This is a genomic window from Candidatus Omnitrophota bacterium, from assembly GCA_028717245.1.
GTDB lineage: Bacteria > Omnitrophota > Gorgyraeia > Gygaellales > Profunditerraquicolaceae > JAGUYA01.
The window spans coordinates 50,801-65,236 of the sequence record JAQUOD010000009.1; the positions used below are offsets into that span (position 1 = coordinate 50,801).

At 44.4% G+C, this 14,436-nt stretch carries 16 protein-coding genes and 1 tRNA gene; all 17 read left to right on the forward strand.

All coding sequences use genetic code 11. The features are described 5' to 3' along the window. Positions 1-12: 12 nt before the first annotated feature. The 17 genes from PHV44_06230 to mtaB all read left to right on the forward strand — a co-directional run bounded on the left by PHV44_06230 (position 13) and on the right by mtaB (position 14,171). Positions 13-1,662, forward strand: a complete 1,650-nt coding sequence (locus tag PHV44_06230) for a secretin N-terminal domain-containing protein (GenBank protein MDD5592869.1) — start codon at positions 13-15, stop codon at positions 1,660-1,662. Between the two features lie 12 nt (positions 1,663-1,674). Further along, positions 1,675-3,396: a GspE/PulE family protein gene (locus PHV44_06235; GenBank protein ID MDD5592870.1), complete on the forward strand. Its 1,722-nt coding sequence runs from the start codon at positions 1,675-1,677 to the stop codon at positions 3,394-3,396. Beyond that, a complete protein-coding gene (locus PHV44_06240) occupies positions 3,396-4,634 on the forward strand; it encodes a type II secretion system F family protein (protein MDD5592871.1) in 1,239 nt (412 codons plus the stop codon). Before PHV44_06235 ends, PHV44_06240 begins: the two co-directional genes overlap by 1 nt. Positions 4,635-4,884: 250 nt before the next feature. Next, on the forward strand, positions 4,885-5,319 hold the full coding sequence (locus tag PHV44_06245) for a type II secretion system protein (GenBank protein MDD5592872.1): 435 nt from the start codon (positions 4,885-4,887) through the stop codon (positions 5,317-5,319). 12 nt (positions 5,320-5,331) lie between these two features. Continuing rightward, positions 5,332-5,766: a prepilin-type N-terminal cleavage/methylation domain-containing protein gene (locus PHV44_06250; protein ID MDD5592873.1), complete on the forward strand. Its 435-nt coding sequence runs from the start codon at positions 5,332-5,334 to the stop codon at positions 5,764-5,766. A 12-nt stretch (positions 5,767-5,778) separates the two neighbouring features. Beyond that, positions 5,779-6,213: a prepilin-type N-terminal cleavage/methylation domain-containing protein gene (locus PHV44_06255; protein MDD5592874.1), complete on the forward strand. Its 435-nt coding sequence runs from the start codon at positions 5,779-5,781 to the stop codon at positions 6,211-6,213. A gap of 12 nt (positions 6,214-6,225) precedes the next feature. Beyond that, complete coding sequence (locus PHV44_06260; protein ID MDD5592875.1) at positions 6,226-6,660, forward strand: type II secretion system protein; 435 nt, start codon at positions 6,226-6,228, stop codon at positions 6,658-6,660. Between the two features lie 41 nt (positions 6,661-6,701). Continuing rightward, positions 6,702-7,103 (forward strand): prepilin-type N-terminal cleavage/methylation domain-containing protein, encoded by a 402-nt coding sequence (locus PHV44_06265; protein MDD5592876.1) that lies wholly within the window; start codon positions 6,702-6,704, stop codon positions 7,101-7,103. Next, positions 7,072-7,551: a hypothetical protein gene (locus tag PHV44_06270; GenBank protein ID MDD5592877.1), complete on the forward strand. Its 480-nt coding sequence runs from the start codon at positions 7,072-7,074 to the stop codon at positions 7,549-7,551. Before PHV44_06265 ends, PHV44_06270 begins: the two co-directional genes overlap by 32 nt. 35 nt (positions 7,552-7,586) lie before the next feature. Further along, a complete protein-coding gene (locus PHV44_06275) occupies positions 7,587-7,952 on the forward strand; it encodes a type II secretion system protein (protein ID MDD5592878.1) in 366 nt (121 codons plus the stop codon). Beyond that, positions 7,933-8,541: a prepilin-type N-terminal cleavage/methylation domain-containing protein gene (locus PHV44_06280; protein MDD5592879.1), complete on the forward strand. Its 609-nt coding sequence runs from the start codon at positions 7,933-7,935 to the stop codon at positions 8,539-8,541. The genes PHV44_06275 and PHV44_06280 overlap by 20 nt, the downstream gene beginning before the upstream one ends. 69 nt (positions 8,542-8,610) lie before the next feature. Next, positions 8,611-8,686, forward strand: a tRNA-Ala gene (locus PHV44_06285). A gap of 5 nt (positions 8,687-8,691) precedes the next feature. Then, positions 8,692-9,804 (forward strand): AmmeMemoRadiSam system radical SAM enzyme, encoded by a 1,113-nt coding sequence (gene amrS, locus PHV44_06290; protein ID MDD5592880.1) that lies wholly within the window; start codon positions 8,692-8,694, stop codon positions 9,802-9,804. Beyond that, entirely contained in the window at positions 9,773-11,293 is a 1,521-nt protein-coding gene (gene amrB, locus PHV44_06295; GenBank protein ID MDD5592881.1) for an AmmeMemoRadiSam system protein B, read from the forward strand. Before amrS ends, amrB begins: the two co-directional genes overlap by 32 nt. 177 nt (positions 11,294-11,470) lie before the next feature. After that, positions 11,471-12,124 carry a sulfite exporter TauE/SafE family protein gene (locus PHV44_06300; GenBank protein ID MDD5592882.1) on the forward strand — a complete coding sequence of 218 codons (654 nt, stop codon included), beginning with the start codon at positions 11,471-11,473 and terminating at the stop codon, positions 12,122-12,124. Next, the gene (locus PHV44_06305) at positions 12,125-12,865 is read left to right on the forward strand and encodes an RsmE family RNA methyltransferase (GenBank protein ID MDD5592883.1); all 741 of its coding nucleotides are present in this window, start codon (positions 12,125-12,127) and stop codon (positions 12,863-12,865) included. Beyond that, positions 12,852-14,171 (forward strand): tRNA (N(6)-L-threonylcarbamoyladenosine(37)-C(2))-methylthiotransferase MtaB, encoded by a 1,320-nt coding sequence (mtaB, locus tag PHV44_06310; GenBank protein MDD5592884.1) that lies wholly within the window; start codon positions 12,852-12,854, stop codon positions 14,169-14,171. The genes PHV44_06305 and mtaB overlap by 14 nt, the downstream gene beginning before the upstream one ends. Positions 14,172-14,436: the final 265 nt, after the last annotated feature.

The following is a 14,436-nucleotide window of genomic DNA, read 5'->3' on the forward strand; positions in this document are numbered from 1 at the left end:
GAGGGATAGCATATGAAAAAAAACAGATTATTTTTATACATTCGCGGCAACAAAACCGCGCCATTTATGGCGTGGATGGAGTTTGGCCGCTCAGTATTTCGCTCCAGGAAATCGCGGGCTTTAGTTCGCGGAGCTTCATTTTTCCTTATTTTTTATTTATTGTCTATAGAATCAAGCGCTACCCAGGAAGTTGCCGATAAAGGAGGCATAGCTTCCGCTGCCGGCGTAACCATATCCATGGATTTTCAGGACGCCAGCCTCAAGGACATATTAAAAATACTTTCTATCCAGTCAGGCCTGAATTTCATTGCTTCCGAGGCAGTGCAAGACAGAAAAATAACCTTGTTTTTAGATAAAGTGCCGCTTGAGGGGGTAATGGATAAGTTATTTACGGCAAATAATCTTTCTTACGAGCTGGACAACAAATCAAATATATTTTTGGTAAAAGACTGGGGCAAGCCCCAGACTGAAACCATTACTAAGGTGTTTTACCTTAAATATGCTACGGTTTCCTCCTCTTCCTTAAAAGCAGAGATGTCCGATCAGATAGGCAGCAGCAGTTCATCCGGAGGCACAAGTAGTAGCAGCGGCAGTAGTTCAAGCGGAGGGAGCAGTTCCAGTAGCGATGGCAAATGGGCAGTAGAAGAGGATGTAGGTATTACTAAGGCGGTAAAAAAGAACCTTTCAGAGAGCGGTTATGTAGTAGAAGATTACCGTACAAATAGTCTTATTGTTACTGATCTGCCTAGCCGTATACCGGTTATTGATAAAGTCATTGCCTCTTTGGATGTGCCTATACCTCAGGTGATGCTTGAGGTAGAGATGCTGGATGTGAGTAAAGCTAGTACCGAGAAGTTAGGGCTTAAATTCGGCCAGACGCCTTTGACCTTTGTATTAACCGGCGCTAAGCGAAGCACGGATTTTCCCTTCAGCTCTACTGTCCTGCCATACGCGGCAGCAAAACAAATGACACCCGGCAGTATGAGTTTTGCTACCGCATATCAAGTGACCTTAGATTTTTTAAAAACCCAGACTGATACAAAATTTTTAGCCCGGCCGCGCTTATTGACTTTAAATAATGAAACCGCAGAGATAAAGATTACCACCCAGGAGGCAGTAGGAGAAATACTAACTGTTTCCGGAGAGAGCGGTAATCTGAGCACTACTACTGAAGCAGAAAGATATGAGACCGGTGTTTCTCTGCGGGTTACCCCGCAGATTAATCTAGAAACCGGAGAGATAACTATGTTTATCGTACCGGCAGTAGCCGAGGCAACTGCCAGCGGTATTACCAGCAGTTCGGGCGTCAAATTTTATAATCCTGAAACCAGGACTACCAAATCCATTGTCTGCGTCAAAGATAATGAAACAGTAGTGTTAGGAGGGTTAATACGCAATAAAAGAACCCAGACCATTACCAAATTACCCTTTTTGGGCGATCTGCCTTTCATCGGGAAATTATTTACCCATAAAGACGTAGACCCGGGCCAGGAACGCGAATTGCTGGTGTTTATTACTCCGCATATAGTAAAAGATACAAGCATAGAATTTGCCAGCGTAAAAAAAATAGAGCCTCTTAATCTTAAGCGGGAACAAAGCATTGGTTCCGCACTCAACCGTCAGATGACCATAGATTCAAGCCTGAATAGCCTGGAAAAATAATAAGGTAAAATTATGCCTGCCAGAGAAAAATATCTAAGATTAGGCGAGCTCCTCCTTAAAGAGGGCATTATCACCGAGGCGCAATTAGAAAAGGCCATCACTGTGCAGAGGCAGGAGGGCGGGCGCTTAGGCGAAATTTTAGTGAAGTTAGGCATACTCAAAGAAGACCAGACCGTCGCCATCTTAAGCAAGCAGCTGAATATCCCCTATTATGGTATGGGTAGCGACTTAAAACCGACCATGGGAGAGAATTTAGAGCAGCTTATCCCTAAAGATTTTGCGCTAAGGAATATGGTGCTTCCTTTATCGCGCACCTTAAGGTCGCTGACCATAGCCATGGCTGACCCCTTGGACCTTATCCTTATTGATAACTTAAGAAAACTTACGGATTGCGAAATTAATCCGGTAATTGCCACCAGAACTGATATTACCAAGGGTATTGAGGGTTTTTACGGCAAGTCTAAAATGTTTGAGGAAGCAGTAGAGGCCTCTTATGGCGGGGCCAGGGAGATTTCGGAAACCGAAGCAGAAGAAGCTACGGACCAGGAGTTGAGCCTGGATAGGCTGATTGCCCGCGCAGAAGAAGCGCCGGTAGTCAAGCTCGTAGATTTGATTATCCGCCAGGCCATTGATGAGCGCGCTTCCGATATCCACATAGAACCCTTTAAGGAAAGGATCTCTTTACGTTACCGTATCGACGGAAAATTATATGAGATCCCGCCGCCGGCCAAGCAGCTGCACTTACCGATTATCTCGCGTATCAAGATATTGAGTAAATTAGATATTGCCGAGAAGCGCCTTCCCCAGGACGGGGCATTCTTAGTGAAGTTAGAGGACCGGCCTATAGACATCAGGGTATCTACGGTCCCTACGATATACGGGGAAAAAATAGTAATGAGATTATTAGATAGAAGCGTTGTGGTTTTAAACCTGGACCAGATGGGTTTTGAGGCCAAGCAATTAGAACTCATCCGCCGCGCCATAAATTTGCCTTATGGCCTGGTTTTGATCACCGGCCCCACCGGCAGCGGAAAGACCACCACCTTATACGCTATCTTAAGCGAGATAAAAAGCCCGAGCAAGAATATTGTGACCGTTGAGGACCCGGTAGAATACAAATTAGACGGGATTAACCAGGTCCAGGTAAAGCCCGAGATAGGGCTTACCTTTGCTAATGCCCTGCGCAGTTTCTTAAGGCAGGACCCGGATATAATGTTAGTGGGCGAGACCCGCGATTTGGAAACCGCCCAGATTTGCATCCGTTCGGCCTTAACCGGGCATATGGTATTTAGTACCCTGCATACTAATGACGCGCCTTCGGCAATAACCCGGCTTATTGATATCGGCATTGAGCCTTATATGGTCGCGCCATCGCTTTTAGCAGTATTCGCCCAACGTTTAGTCAGAAAATTATGCCCGGATTGTAAGGAGGCATATGAGCCTACTTTAGAAGCAACCGGAGGCGTAAAAATCAAGGCGGATTTAATCTATAAGCCCAGGGGTTGCAGTAAATGCGGCCAAATCGGCTATAAAGGCAGGACCTGCGTTTGCGAGGTAATGGTAATCAATGAGCAGATCAGGAATTTGATTAGCCAGGCTGCTTCCTTTCAGAAGATCAGGGATGCGGCTAAGGAAGCAGGCATGTTCACCCTTTATGACTCAGCCATAAAAAAAATTGAAGACGGAATTACTTCTTTAGAGGAAGGCCTCGCCGTGACCCTGGGGGCAGAATAATGGCAAGGTTTACTTATACGGCCAGAGACAATAAAGGTGAACGGCTTAGCGGTTCGGAAGAAGCGGTATCTTTAGATGAACTCACCAGCCGCCTTCAGGCAAAAGGTTTAACAGTAATAAATATAAATATCCTGCCCGAAGCCAAAGAAGAAAAATCTGCTCTTAAGCCGGAAGCAAAAGAAAAAAAACGCCGGTACCGCCATAGCCGCGTTAGCAGCGATGATTTGGTTATTTTTTCCCGGCAATTAGCCGCTCTTTTAGGTTCAGGGGTAACGATTCTAAAGAGCATAGATATCATTTCTAAACAGGTATACAGCCGTAAATTATATAATACGCTTAAAGAAATAGAAGGCAATTTAGAAGGAGGCTTAAGTTTTCACGAAGCCATAGCCAAACAATCGGACGTATTTGCCGATTTATGGGTTAATCTGGCAGAAAGCGGTGAAGCCAGCGGAAACTTAGCCGTAGTTTTAGGCCGTTTAGCTACTTATTTGGAGGTAAGGGCTGCCTTTAAGAAGAAGATTGTCTCTGCTTTGGTTTATCCGGTTATCCTGATGTTTGCCGGAATCGGCGCGTTGCTTTTTTTGACCTTAAAAATCATCCCTACCTTTGCCGAATTGTTCAAGTCCTTTAATGTCACCCTGCCCACGCTCACCAGGATAATTATCTCCTTTAGCAACTTTCTTCAGAAATATTTTCTGGTTATTATAGGTATCATTGTTGTGTTTTCTTTTATATTCAAAAGGTATATCAAGACCAAAGAAGGGAGAAGGAACTTTGAACGGTTCCAATTGAGTTTGCCGGTGTTTGGCGAGTTTTTCCGCGCCCTTATCGTAGAGAGGTTTTCTTCGGAGATGTCCACCCTGATTGAAAGCGGGGTGCCCCTCTTGTATTCGCTGGAGATCACCGAACACAGCGTAAGCAGTTTAACCATGGAAGAAATCGTGCGCCAGATAAAAGAGGATGTGCGTGAAGGCAAACCCTTAAACAGCAGTTTAGATAAGAGCGGTTTTTTTGAGCCGATGGTCATCCAGATGGTCGCTATCGGGGAGGAAATCGGGGAATTGCCCCAGATGTTCAAGCGTATTAATACCTTTTATATGGAATACACCGAGACCTTTTTGACCCGCTTTACCGCGATGTTTGAGCCGCTGATGTTGATATTTATGGGCGGGGTAATCGGGCTGATGGTCGCCGGGATATTTTTGCCCATATTCCAGCTCACCCAGATGAGATAGGAAAGAAATCATTGACATCGGATTAAATTATTGATAAAATTAAAAAACATAAAGGAGGTGGGATAAAAAAATGAAGCTCCACGAGCTAAAGCCCGCGGTTTCCTGGAGCGAAATACTGAGCGGCCAAACTCCATCCGCGCCATAAATGGCGCGGTTTTGTGGCCGCGAATGTATAAAGATAAGCAGGTAGCAGGCACCTAAAACAAAGAAATTAATATTTAGTTAAGTTTATTATACAAGGAGGCTCAAGATGAAAAAAGGTTTTACGCTCTTAGAACTAATCGTAGTCATGATCATCATCGGTATCCTGGCTACCTTAGGTATCCAGCAATACGCCCGGGCAACAGAGAGGGCAAGAGGCGCTGAGGCCAGGCAGGTTTTAGGCCAGATCCGCACTACTGCCGCAGGATTTCGCTTACAGAATGGAAATAGTTGTGCAGGGTTTGGGAATGACCAGGCTGGTATTGGCACTGAGACTGACCGGATTCCCATAGATTGCACCAGAGCGACACACTATTTCAGGTATGGGGTTACAGCCGCTACCGCAGATGCTATTATTCTTACTGCTACACGTTGCACAGGAACTAACGGCAAACAACCGGGCGCTTCAACAGCTTTTCAACTCACTCTAAATACTGACTTTGTATTGGGCACTGATACCTGGGCCGGAAACGGCGGGTATTAATTTAGGCTCAAGATGAAAAAAGGTTTTACGCTCTTAGAGTTAATCGTGGTCATGATCATTATTGGTATCCTGGCTACTTTAGGTATCCAGCAATACGCCCGGGCAACAGAGAGGGCCAGAGGCGCTGAAGCCAGGCAGATTTTAGGCCAGATCCGCAGCACTGCCGCAGGGTATTATTTACAGAATGGAACTTGCGTAGGGTTTAATGATACATTAGCGGGTATTGGCGGGAATCCTGACCAGATCCCTACCGGATGCAGGGCAACACACTATTTTAATTATTATATTAATATCGGATATCTGACTACGGACGTTATGCGGGCTACTGCTACCCGTTGCATAGGAGGTAGGGGTAAACCGCCGAGCGCTTCAACAGCTTTTCAACTCACTCTGACTACTAATTTTGCTAATGGCAATGACACCTGGGGCGGAAACGGCGGGTATTAATTTAGGCTCAAGATGAAAAAAGGTTTTACGCTCTTAGAGTTAATCGTGGTCATGATCATTATTGGTATCCTGGCTACTTTAGGTATCCAGCAATACGCCCGGGCAACAGAGAGGGCCAGAGGCGCTGAAGCCAGGCAGATTTTAGGCCAGATCCGCAGCACTGCCGCAGGGTATTATTTACAGAATAGAACTTGCGTAGGGTTTAATGATGCAGCAGCTGGTCTTGGCGGGAATCCTGACCAGATCCCCAGGGCATGCAGGGCAACCCACTATTTTTATTATTTCATTAATACTGTAAATGCGGACGGTATTTTTGTTGCTGCTGTGCGTTGCTCAGGAACTGATAACGGTAAACAGCCGGGTGCTGCTTCTGTTGATCGCGTCCTTACTCTAACTACTAACTTTGCTAATGGTGTTGATACCTGGTCCGGAAACGGCGGGTATTAATTTAGGCTCAAGATGAAAAAAGGTTTTACGCTCTTAGAACTAATCGTAGTCATGATCATCATCGGTATCCTGGCTACCTTAGGTATCCAGCAATACGCCCGGGCAACAGAGAGGGCCAGAGGCGCTGAAGCTAGGCAGATTTTAGGCCAGATCCGCGCTACTGCCGCAGGGTATCGCTTACAGAATGGAACTTGCACAGGGTTTAATGATGCAGCAGCTGGTATTGGCAGGAACCCTGACCAGATTCCCAGGGTATGCGCGTCAACGCACTATTTTTATTATTGGCTTCATCCTGATACTGGGGGTGATACTTTTCGGGCTATTGCTACGCGTTGCACGGCAGCAGAAAGCGGTAAGTCACCAGGAGCTTCAGCAGCCCTTTTCCTCTCACTAACTACTAATTTTGCTAATGGCACTGATACCTGGTCCGGAAACGGCGGGTATTAATCTTTAGGGAGCATTGATACATTCGTAAAAGGAGGCTCAAGATGAAGAAAGGTTTTACGCTCTTAGAGTTAATCGTAGTGATCATTATCATCGGTATTTTGGCTACTTTAGGCATTACCCAGTATGCTTCCACTGTTGAAAGAAGCCGCGTTGCCGAAGCCAAGGCTAATTTGGGGTCGTTACGTACCCTACAGCTTGCTTATTTTCAGGATAAAGATGAGTATGCTTCAGTAGCTAATTTGGAAGCAAATCTGCCTACTGATACTTGCACTAGCCAGTACTATTTTAAGTATAGTTGCGACGCTGGGGGGAATGGAACTGGAGAGTGTACTGCTACCAGATGTGGATCTGCCGAGAATGGCAAATCTCCAGGCTATACAGGGAACGCATATAATATCAGACTCGAGATAAATGGCGAATGGAACAGTGATGCGGGCTGGTAGTAAAATATACCGGAAATCTCGCCAGAAATACCCCGGGGTTACCTTATTAGAGCTCCTGCTGGTAACTCTGGTGGTAGCTATTTTAGCCGCCTTAGGCGTGATGCATTATGGCGCCAGCCCCGGAGAACGCACCAGAAGTAAAGAAGTAATTGCTAACCTTAAACTCATTGCCGCTGCCGAAAAAATCTACCGTATGGAAACAGAAAGTTATTATGCTTCAACAGGCGCGACCCCCCAGGAGCACATTCAAAATATTAATAAGTATTTGAAATTGTCTTTAAGTATAAGCAGTTCGCGGAATTGGGATTATTCCGTTACTGCTGATGCAGACGATTTTACCGCCTACGGGGACAGGGTGGAATCGGCTCCGAGCCCATACAATACCTGTCAATATTCCATTGATGATAACCTGGATGAACCGAAGCCAGTTGGCGGTAACTGCCCTTAGGGAGATTTAATCAGTAAGATACTTTGATTTCCGGTATGCATAATAAAAGTTTAACCCTCCTGGAGATTCTGGTAGCTGTGCTTATCCTGGCCTTAGTCATGGCCGGTATCGCCAATGTTTTTATTGCCAGCAGAAGGCGTTTAGGGCAGAGCCGCTCGAAAATCCAGGCTGCGGAATTGGGGAGATTGTTTTTAGCCCCTCTGCAGAATCAAGTAAGACAAGACCTGTGGGGAAAGAATTGTTTGAGCGGTAAAACCGAAGAATGCCCGGGCCCAGAAAAGCTTGGCTTTACCACCTACAAACCTGCCTATGAAATTACTCCGGTTGTAATTGCGGGAAATACTCTACCTTTGCAGAGAGTAAAGGTTACTATCACCTGGGATGAGCCCCAATCAAAATAAGTCACTTACCCTCCTGGAGTTATTAATCTCTATCAGTATCTTAGGCCTTCTAGTTTTGGGATTTTCCAACCTGGATACCTTTACCCGTTACCATGTGGCTACTTCAGACAGGCAGGCGAAACTCCAGAATGACGCTAGCTATGTCTTAGAGCATATGGCAAAAGAGATCAGTAAGGCAATTGGCAATGTTCAGGACGATAAACCCCCCATCACCATCACTGCTATTCGCGGCGATCCAGCCATAAAAGTATGGATAGATTCTAATGGTTCAGGCCAGCGCGATACCGGTGACAAGCAAATTGCTTATCGGTATCACATAACACAAGCTTCAGCTGGAAGATGCCAGGTTTGGTACTGCCCTTATTGTAGGGATGAACAACTCTGTGAATCTTGTGACCCCTGGTGGAGTGTTTCTAATAATGTCTTGAGTAAAAAAATATCTGGTTTTGATGCCGTCTATGATGCTGACGGCAATTGTATTGATATTGAAATCACTGCCTGTTGGGATCCCCTGGCCGCTTCTTCGCCGGATAACCCTTGCGTTACCCTGCGCAACTGCATCAACCTGCCTAGTGTTTCTAGCAATTAAAAAAGCAAGATACTTTTTGTTTGCTAAATCACCCAAGTTGTGCTAAATTTAAGCTTAAATTAATCTTATGGGGCGATAGTTCAGTTGGGAGAACGCTACATTCGCATTGTAGAGGTCGCGGGTTCAAATCCCGCTCGCTCCACCAAATATATGAAAAGCCCGAATAAGTTATTCGCAGGTTTATTTTTCTTGTCTGTATTAATCATCGCTAGCCTTTATTTACCTTCTATCGTAGATATCCATTCCCAGGATAAATTAAAAGAGGCCCTTTTTTACGAAAAATTAGAGAATAAAACCGTGCAGTGCCAATTGTGCCCCAGAAGATGCACAATCCCCGACGGCAGGCGCGGTTTTTGCGGCGTCAGGGAGAACCAGGACGGCACGCTGTATACTTTAGTCTATGCAAAGCCCGTAGCCATACACATTGACCCTATTGAAAAAAAGCCTCTTTTTCATTTCCTGCCCGCAACAGGCGCGTTCTCTATTGCTACTGCCGGCTGTAATTTAAAGTGCAAGTTTTGCCAGAATTGGGAGATTTCCCAGCGAAAACCCGAAGAATTAGAGTATGTTTATCTTGAGCCGCAGGATTTAATAAGGCAGGTTTTGGAATCAGGTTCGCCTACCATTGCCTATACTTATTCTGAACCCACTATATTCTATGAATATATGCTGGAGACCGCCAAGATAGCCAGAGAACACGGCATAAAGAATATTATGCATTCCTGCGGTTATATAAATGAGGCCCCTTTACGGCAATTAGCCAAATACCTGGATGCCGCTAACATAGATTTAAAGGCCTTTAACGATGATTTTTACGCTAAGATGTCCGAGGCCGCTTTAGGGCCGGTATTAGAGAGCCTGAAGATATTAAGGCAGGAGGGCGTGCATGTAGAGATAACCAGTTTAATCCTTTCCGGCTACAATGACGACGAGGGCTCTATTACAAAGATGTGCCTTTGGATAAAAGAAAATTTAGGCAGCGATACGCCCTTACATTTTTCCCGCGCCTTCCCGATGTATAAGCTTTTAAGCCTTAACCCCACGCCGGTAGAAACCCTGGAAAAAGCCAGGCGCATTGCCTTAGATTGCGGCTTAAAATATGTCTACATAGGCAACGTAGCCGGCCACCCGGCAGAAAATACCTATTGCCCCAGGTGCAAGAAGACAGTAATAAAGCGGGCTGGCTACATCATAGCCGAGAATAACTTAAAAAATGGGAAATGTAAATTCTGTGGAGAAAAAATTGCGGGTGTCTGGCAGTAGAGCCACAAGTTGCAAGGCAAGATTCCTAAAAATCATCTTGTTTCTTCTTTTTACTTACAGCTTACAGCTTACAGCTTACAGCTTATATGCTGATGATATCCAGGAACCCAATGCCGCAGGCACTTTCTACCCGGACGACCCGCAGCAGTTATCCCAAATGATTGACGAATTTTTGAATCAGGCAAACCCAGAGGCAGTGCAGGGCGATATATTCGCTTTGATTTCCCCGCATGCGGGTTATGGTTTTTCAGGGGGAGTAGCTGCCTTTGGCTATAAGCTGATCAAAGATAAGCCATATAAGACGGTGATTATTATCGGACCCAGCCACCAGTATGGTTTTCAAGGCGTATCCGTGTATCCAAAAGGAATATTCCGCAGCCCCTTAGGAGATTTAGAGATAGATACGGAATTTACCAAGAATTTGCTTTATCAGGAGAATAATATCTTTTTTGAGCCGGCAGCTTTTGAAAAAGAACACTCAATAGAAGTACAGCTGCCCTTTTTGCAAAAAGTTCTTTCTAATTTCAAAATCGTGCCCATTGTGATGGGGGATTGCAGTTTTTCTACCTGCCAAAAATTAGCAGGTTTACTGAAAGAGGCGATAGGCAGTCGCAGGGATGTTTTGGTAGTTGCTTCCACGGATATGTATCACGGTTATGATTATGCAGAGGCAGGGGTAGTTGACAATTTGACCCTTAGTTATCTTGAGGATATGGATGCCCGGGGTTTATATGATGGATTAAGAGAAGGCAAACTACAGCTTTGCGGAGGGTTTGGGGTTGTCTCTACCTTAATTTTAGCCAAAGAATTAGGCCACAATAAATTGAAAGTATTAAAATATACGGATTCCAGCATAGTAACAGGAAAGAAGGCCAAGGGGGCCTGGACCGTAGGTTATGCCAGTTGTGTTATCGATCAGGAAAAGGGGGAGTTAAATATGTTAAATAAAGAGCAGAGAAAAAAGCTATTGGGTATTGCGCGTAAATCCATAGAGGCGTATTTAAAAGGCGGAAAAAAACTGCAACTTAATGAAACAGATCCCGTATTGTTAAAAGAGATAGGCGCCTTTGTGACCTTGCATGAACGCGCTCAATTACGCGGCTGTATCGGAAATATAATAGGGCGGGGCCCCCTGTATCTTACCATTAGGGATATGGCTGTTGAGGCAGCGACAGGAGATCCGCGTTTTCAGCCTATGAAACCTGATGAACTCAAGGATGTTGAAATAGAGATATCCGTGCTTTCTCCTTTAAAAAGAATAACCTCCATAGATGAAATTCAATTAGGTACCCATGGTGTTTTGATCAGGAGGGATTTTGCCAGCGGCATATTCCTGCCTCAGGTAGCCACGGAGACCGGCTGGCCCAAAGAAGAATTCCTCTCTAATCTCTGCAGCCATAAAGCAGGATTGGAGCCGGATGCCTGGAAGGATAAGGCCACGGAAATTTATATTTTTAGCGCCGAAGTATTTTCTGAAAAAGATTTTTAGCACCAGGTGCGAATTCAATCGGGCACCAGGTGCGAATTTGAGATTGTACCTGTCCCTTTTAATTAAAGATAATCAGGGGACAGGTACAAGATTAGATTCAGAAACGGTACAAGATTAACTTTGCACCCGGTACAAGATTAGATTGGCACCCGGTGCGAAATAGGCATTACTAAAATTATGTTTAAAATAATGCTTTCTTTATTCCTTACTGGCCTAATATTCGGCTCTGGCCCGTGCTTAGCCAGTTGCGGGCCATTTCTCATCAGCTATATTGCCGGAACAAAAAAGAATGTCCCCGGCAGTATGATAACTTATCTTCTATTTTCTTTCTCCAGGATATGCGCATACCTGGTTTTAAGCCTGATGATCTTCTTTTTGAGCAGGTTTATGATAGAAAGATTATTGGGCAGCCTTTCTAAATACCTCTTCATATCGGGGGGAGTAATTATGGCGGTAATGGGTGTATTTCTGGCTTTAGGCAAAAAAATAGAATTACCTTTTTGGCGGCCTTTATATAAGAATATGCTGGAACACGATAAAAAGAATATCGTCATTCTGGGTTTAATCATCGGCCTGCTGCCTTGCGCTCCGCTTCTGGCCATATTCTCTTATATAGGCTTGATTTCGCACCTTTGGTCTTCAAACCTTCTTTATACCTTATCCTTTGGCGCGGGTACATTTCTTTCGCCCCTGATATTATTAGTTATCCTTGCCGGTTTGATCCCGCGTTTCCTGGCGAATATAAAGGCATCCTATTCTTCTATATTTAATTTTATCTGCGGCCTGGTTATTGTGTTTTTGGGCCTGAATTTAATTATCAGGGCACTTTAAATGCATCGGCTATACTCTCCTGCGCAAAATATTTCATCTGTTCAAATAATAGTTGATAACAAAGAACAGGTCCATCATGCCAGGGATGTTTTAAGGCTTAAAATCAAAGAAAAAGTAATTATCTTTGATGATAAGGGAATTGAATATTGCTGTATTTTAGAGAAAATATTGCCCCAGAGTTTAGTTTTCGCTATATGGGAGAAAACCGCGCCCGGTTTAAAAGAGATGGAGAAAATAAGAATTACAGTGGCCTGCGCCATACCTAAAGCATCCCATATGGATGGGGTCATCGATAAGCTGACCCAGCTGGGAGTGGAGAGGATTATCCCTATGGAGACCGAGCGCGTGATTATAAAACTGGATAAGCGTAAAAAAATATTGCGGCTCAAACGCTGGGAAAAGATCGCCCTTAATGCTAGCCTGCAGAGCCATAGGAACGGTTTTCCTGTGATAGGACCGGTAAAAGGCATAAGGGAAGTTTTATCCGATGCGCAGGGTTTTGACTTGAAATTGATACCCGCTCTTATAGGAGAACGGGAATCATTAAGAGAAACTATCATTAAATCTAACCCTAAAAATATATTGGTGCTCATCGGGCCTGAAGGAGATTTTACGCAAGAGGAGCTTGATTTTGCTAAAAGCAGAGGCTGTTTACCCGTGTCATTAGGGGATTTGGTATTACGCGTGGAGACTGCTGCGGTAGCGGCAGTAAGTTTTATCAGATTATATGCCGACAGTTAGGTTCTTTACTTTAGGTTGTAAGGTAAATCAATATGATACCCAGAGCATCAGGGAGAGTTTCCGTAAATCCGGCTTTAAAGAAATAGAAGATGGCCGCAGGGCCGATATCTACGTAATCAATACCTGCACGGTAACCTCCCGCGCTGACCGTAAATCCCGCCAGCTTATTCATTATAGCCATCGCCTAAACCCCGCAGCCAGAATCATAGTTACCGGTTGTTATGCCGAATTAGATAGCTCAAAAATCAATAAGATTCCCGGCGTAACCCATATTGTTAAAAATAAAGACAAAGATAGGATTCCTGAATTATTAGGCGGGCATAACAAACCTCACGGGCCTAACGGCGCGGGCATTACTAGTTTTAAAAATCATACCCGTGCCTTCTTAAAGATTCAGGATGGCTGCGATAATTTCTGTTCCTACTGTAAGGTCCCTTTGGTAAGAGGTATTTTAAAGAGCAAGCCTTTGGATGAAATTGCCCGGGAGGCTAAGGGGCTTATTAAAAATGGCTTCAAAGAGATAGTCCTGTGCGGTATCTGCCTGGGCGCATTTGGCAGGGATTTCAAAAAACGCGTAAACCCCGCTAGAAATACCAAAGCTATAATAAACGAAAACAAGATTTCTAACGGGGTAAATTTAGTAGATGCGATTGAGGCCATAGAAGATATAGAGGGGTTATTACGTATCAGGCTTAGTTCCATAGAGGCAAGCGATGTTTCGGATAAATTAATTGAGAGAATGGCGCGATCTCAAAAGTTATGCCGCCATTTACACATACCGCTACAAAGCGGAGACGATAAAATCTTAAAAAAGATGCACCGTAAATTCAGCCGTCAGGATTATTTAAACCTCATCCGTAAGATAAGGCGCCGTATTCCGGCAATAGCCATCACTACCGATGCGCTGGTAGGCTTTCCGGGAGAAGGGGAGCCTAATTTTAAAAATACTCTTGGCCTGGTGAAAAAGATATGCCCTTTAAAAACGCACATCTTTCCTTACAGCCCCAGGCCAGGCACGGCTGCTTATAATTTCAAAGACAAGGTTAGCCCTGTTAAGATAAAGGAAAGGGTTTCTCTGCTAAAAGATATCGCTAGGGAATCAAGCCTGATTTATAAAAAGCAATTCCTTAATCAGGATATGGATGTGCTTATAGAGGGCCATCATACAAAGGATAAGGGATACTGGCAGGGCCATACTGATAATTATATAAAAGTTTTAGTGAAATCCGGCCAAGATTTAAAAAATCAACTCATCCGGGTGAGATTAAAAAAGATAGTTAAAGATTGCGTATTAGGGGTTTTGTAAAAACAGAAATAGATATCTTTAGCGGGTCCTGTCATGGGGCGCCTCTCGCCAAATTTGGCTCGAGGCATCCCCATGCCACCCGCTAAAATCTCCATTCGTTTGTACCTCGCTATGGTATTTAAAGAAAGAAAGCGCTTTCCTGTAATCGCAATACAATAATGTCCGCTTTTAGCAAAGCAAAAATGTCCTGTTCCAAAGTTGCTATAATGATCCTTTCCAAAGGAGGATCATATGGCAGGAAAGGACATTATAATGGCTACGCAGG